General features: G+C 70.9%; 3 protein-coding genes. 2 read left to right on the top strand and 1 reads right to left on the bottom strand.

Going from position 1 to position 4,139, the window contains the following annotated elements; translation table 11 throughout:
• The coding region (locus JAO81_RS15315) for an ALF repeat-containing protein (protein WP_233415388.1) at positions 1-887 on the bottom strand (887 nt) is incomplete at its 3' end.
• 400 nt (positions 888-1,287) lie between these two features.
• Here JAO81_RS15315 and JAO81_RS15310 point away from each other — a divergent pair.
• Together JAO81_RS15310 and JAO81_RS15305 are read left to right on the top strand one after the other, a co-directional pair.
• Positions 1,288-1,806, top strand: coding sequence for a hypothetical protein (locus JAO81_RS15310; protein ID WP_199548398.1), 519 nt, complete (start codon positions 1,288-1,290; stop codon positions 1,804-1,806).
• Between the two features lie 35 nt (positions 1,807-1,841).
• Entirely contained in the window at positions 1,842-4,058 is a 2,217-nt protein-coding gene (locus JAO81_RS15305; protein ID WP_199548397.1) for a trypsin-like serine protease, read from the top strand.
• The last annotated feature ends 81 nt before the right edge of the window (positions 4,059-4,139 follow it).

Raw genomic sequence — 4,139 nt, 5'->3', positions numbered from 1 at the left:
TGGCCCCCTGGGCGCGGGGGGCCCCCCTCCCCCCCCCCCCCCCGGGGGGCGCCGCCCTTGGCCTTCTCGGCAGCGTCCTTGGCCTTCTCGGAGGCGGCGACGGCCTGCTCCGTCTGCAGGCCGGCGAGCTTGCCCTCACGCTCCACGATCGCGACCAACTGGTCGATGGTCGCGGCCTCTTCGTCCCTGGCGCGGGCGATGTACTGGCCCGAGGTCAGGAACGTGCGGATGGCGTCGGGCGAACCGTCGCTCAGGGCACGCTCGGCGTACTTCTTCACCTCGGGGGTCGCGGTGTTCAGGATGGTGAAGACCGCGACGCGGTCGTCCTCCTGCTGTGCCTTGACCACGCCTTCGGTCAGGAAGGTCTTGAGGGCGGTGTCCGTGTCCGCGGTGAGCGCCTTGTTGGCTTCGCGCTTCACGGCGTTGCCGCTGTTGTTGAGGACGGTGAAGGCCGCCTGGCGCAGGTCCTCGTGGAGGTCCGCCGAGTAGCCGCCGGAAAGGTAGGCGGCGACCGCCTGGTCGCCGCCGCTGAGCGCCGTGCCGGCGGAGGTGCGGACGGCGCGGCCCGCGAGCGGCAGCGCCGCGAGGACGCCGAAGCGGTTGTCCTCCGCGGTCAGGACCGGCAGATCCTGGGTGAGGAACCTGGTCAGGTCGGCCGGGGTGCCGGTGAGCGCGCGCGCCGCACCGTCGCGTACCGCCCGGCCGCCGGTCTTGAACGCCCAGACCGCCTTGCCGCGGTCGGTGTCCGGCAGGCCCGTGCCGTCGGCGGGCTCCTCCGCGGCGTGGGCGATGCCCGGGTTGAGCACGAGGCTCGACGTGGCGGCGACGGCCGTACCGGCGGCGAGCGTGGTGAGTACGCGCCGTCTGCTCCAGAAGATGGTGTCCAAAACGGTCCTTCAGGAAGGGAGTCGGACCTTTACGGGGTACGCGGAAATTCAGCCACCATTCAGGACAGGCAGGCGGATTGGGCCCGTAAAGGAAGAGCAGGATTGGCCCGCAGGGAAGGGCGGAGGTGACATTAGACAAGGAATTGCCGTACGGCCACCGAGGAGCGCACCTTAATCAATTGCAGATACATCGGATACGGAGTCGAAACCGCTTTCCGTACAACCTTTTCCACACATGGCGCACATCACAGCAGGTACTCGCCGGTTACCCCGGTTACGACCGGTTTCAGCATTGGACGCAACCGGAACTGCTGTGTTGCATACGGGAGTTGGGCCGCAGGGGGCGGTACATCTCTCATCTCCGCCGGCTTCGTACCGGCGGTCGAGTTCTAGGACTGTGATGAAGCCACGCAGCGCATTGATGCGCATTCTGGGCGCCGCCACCGCGGCGGGCGCCCTGGTCTGGGCCGTGATGGCGGGGGGCCAGATCTCCGGCACGGGTTCCGCCGGCGGACATGCCGAGGCGGTCGCGGATGCGGCACCCGGGTACGCCGTCGAGAAGTACAACTACCCGTACGCCGACAAGATCTTGGCCGAAAAGAACATTGTGCTCAAGCGCGGGGACGGACGTATCACTCTCGCCGACTGCGCGAGTGAAACCGGTCTGCTCGAAGTGTGGGCCCGGTCGAACGACAGGGTCTGTTTCAAGGTGACCGGAAACAGCGGCTGGCTGACGCTGGAAATCCCGTCCGTGTACGGCATCAAGGGATCGGCCGAGCAGTCGGCCGAGGTGGATATGACGGTCGACGCCGAGGAGGTGTCGTTCGACGTCGCGAAGGGCGCTTACACGGCGGTCGGCGAAAGCGCGGACCCCGGCGGCCGCGAGCACATGCTCGTCGAGATCCGGACTTCCAAGTAGCCGTCGCCGACCCTGTGATTGAGGAAATGATCCCCATGCAGCACTCCACCAGGCGCCCCCGCCTCGCCGCGCTCGGCGCGGCCCTGGCCGGCGGGTCGCTCGCGCTGTGCGCCGTGCCCGCGTCGGCGGTCACCGGCACACCCGTGGCCGATTCGGACACCACGTACGCCTACACCGCCCAGATCACCGTCGGCCCCCACGACCGCGGCTGCCCCGCCGCCCTCGAGGCCCCGGAGTGGCTGATGACGGCGCCCAGTTGCTCCGCCGACGACCCGGCCGTCTCGCTGGCGGTGCCGGCCGGCGCCCCGGCGAAGCGGACCACCGCCGTGATCGGCCGCGCCGACCTCTCGGGCACGCAGGGCGCCGAGCGCCGCGTGGTCGAACTCGTGCCGCGCACCGACCGCGACGTGGTCCTGGCCCGCCTCAGCCGGCCGGTCACCAATGTCGCTCCGGTCGCGCTCGCCACGGCCGCGCCCGTCGCCGGCCAGGAGCTCACGTTCGCCGGGTACGGCCGTACGAAGACCGAGTGGGCGCCGCTGAAGCTGCACACCGGCACATACGGCGTCGACGCGGCGGCGGCCACCACCGCCGACGTGACCGGCAAGAACGGTGCGGCCGCCTGCGCGGGCGACACCGGCGGCCCGGTCATCAGCGCGGGCAGACTGGTCGGCCTCAACAGCCGGTCCTTCCAGGGTGGTTGCCTCGAAGTGGAGGAGACCCAGACCAGCACGGCCGGCGTCATCGCCCGCGTCGACGACCTCGCCTCGTGGGTGAGCTCCAAGGTGGGCGCCACCCGCATCACCGACTTCAACGGTGACGGCGCCGAGGACATCGCGATCGGCGACCCGGCGGCCACCGTGGGCAGCGTGACCAGCGCCGGCCTGGTGCGGATCTCGTACGGCGGCGGCAAGGGCACCGCCGAGATCAACCAGGACCTCGACTGGGTGCCGGGCAGCGCCGAGCAGAGCGACTGGTTCGGTGAGCAGCTCGCGACCGTCGACTACAACGAGGACGGCTACACCGACCTCGTCGTCGGCACTCCCAACGAGGCCGTGGGCACCGCCACCGACGCCGGATTCGTGGACGTCCTCTACGGCGCCCCGGGCGGTCTGGGCACCGGCACGGTGAAGAACACGCACCTCGAACAGGGCGCGGGCACCGCCGCGATCAAGGCCTCGGCGTCGGAGGCCGGGGACCGGATGGGCCACGCGGTCGCCGCGGGCACCACCCGCGCCGGTGAGCCGTTCCTTGTGATCGGCAACCCCGGCGAGGCGCTGGGCACGGTCAAGACCGCGGGCTCCGCGTTCTACGTCACCAACGCCGGCAACGTGGCGATCCACCAGGACAAGACCGGTGTACCGGGCGACCCGGAGGAAGGCGACCGGTTCGGCGCCGCGCTGGCCGCGAACCCCAACCAGATCGCGATCGGCAGCCCCAGCGAGGCCATCGGTGCCGACAAGGAGGCCGGCGGTCTCGCGGTGTTCGACCCGAACAAGCTGAACGCGGACAGCAGCCCCACCCCGCTGTTCGGTCTCGACCAGGATCTGGAGACGATCTCCGGTGGTGCCGAGCCGGGCGACGACTTCGGTGCCTCGCTCGCGCTGACCGCGTTCCGGCCGACCGCGGCCGCCACCGGCGCCACGGACTCCATCCTGACCATCGGCGCCCCGGGCGAGGCCCTGTCCGTCGACGGCGGCGCCACGCAGCGCGCCGACGCGGGCATGGTCTTCGTGGTCCACATCAAGGCGGACGGCACCTGGACGCAGAAGACCTCCCTGTCGCAGGGCACCGGGGACGACGATGTCGTCGGCACCTCGGAGGCGGGCGACCGCATGGGCGAGCGGATCAGCGCGGTCAACCTGTCGCCCCGCGCGGTCGGTACCGCGGCCACGCTGAGGATCGCCGTCGGCACACCCAACGAGGCCGTCGGCACGGCCACCAAGGCGGGTGCCATCCACACGTTCGCGCTGCTCGGCACCCCGGGCACCAACGACAAGTGGCTGGAGACCGGTGACGGCGACGGCATCCCCGGCACCGCCGGCGCCGACCAGTACCTGGGCCGCAGCATCCACTACACCGGCACCAAGCTCTACGCCGGTATGCCCTACGGACCGAGCGCCCAGGGCGCGCTGTACGCGCTGCCCATGGCCAACACCGTGATCGGTGGCACCAACGCCGCCGTCACCACGTACAAGCCCGGAACCGGCGGCTTCCCCGCGAGCGGCTCCCGCTTCGGATACAACGCGCGGTAGTCGGCGCGCGACGGGTGACACCCGGCGGAAAACGTTCCGTCGACGCACCGGAGCCCCCGATGGCATGCGCGCCATCGGGGG

Source organism: Streptomyces sp. N35 (assembly GCF_016464295.1).
In the GTDB taxonomy this organism is placed as follows: Bacteria; Actinomycetota; Actinomycetes; order Streptomycetales; family Streptomycetaceae; genus Streptomyces.
This window is presented reverse-complemented; position numbering and strand designations above follow the sequence as displayed.

Coding starts and splice junctions, on each gene's coding strand:
- JAO81_RS15310 (WP_199548398.1), top strand. CDS start 1,288: ATGAAGCCACGCAGCGCATTGATGCGCATTCTGGGCGCCGCCACCGCG.
- JAO81_RS15305 (WP_199548397.1), top strand. CDS start 1,842: ATGCAGCACTCCACCAGGCGCCCCCGCCTCGCCGCGCTCGGCGCGGCC.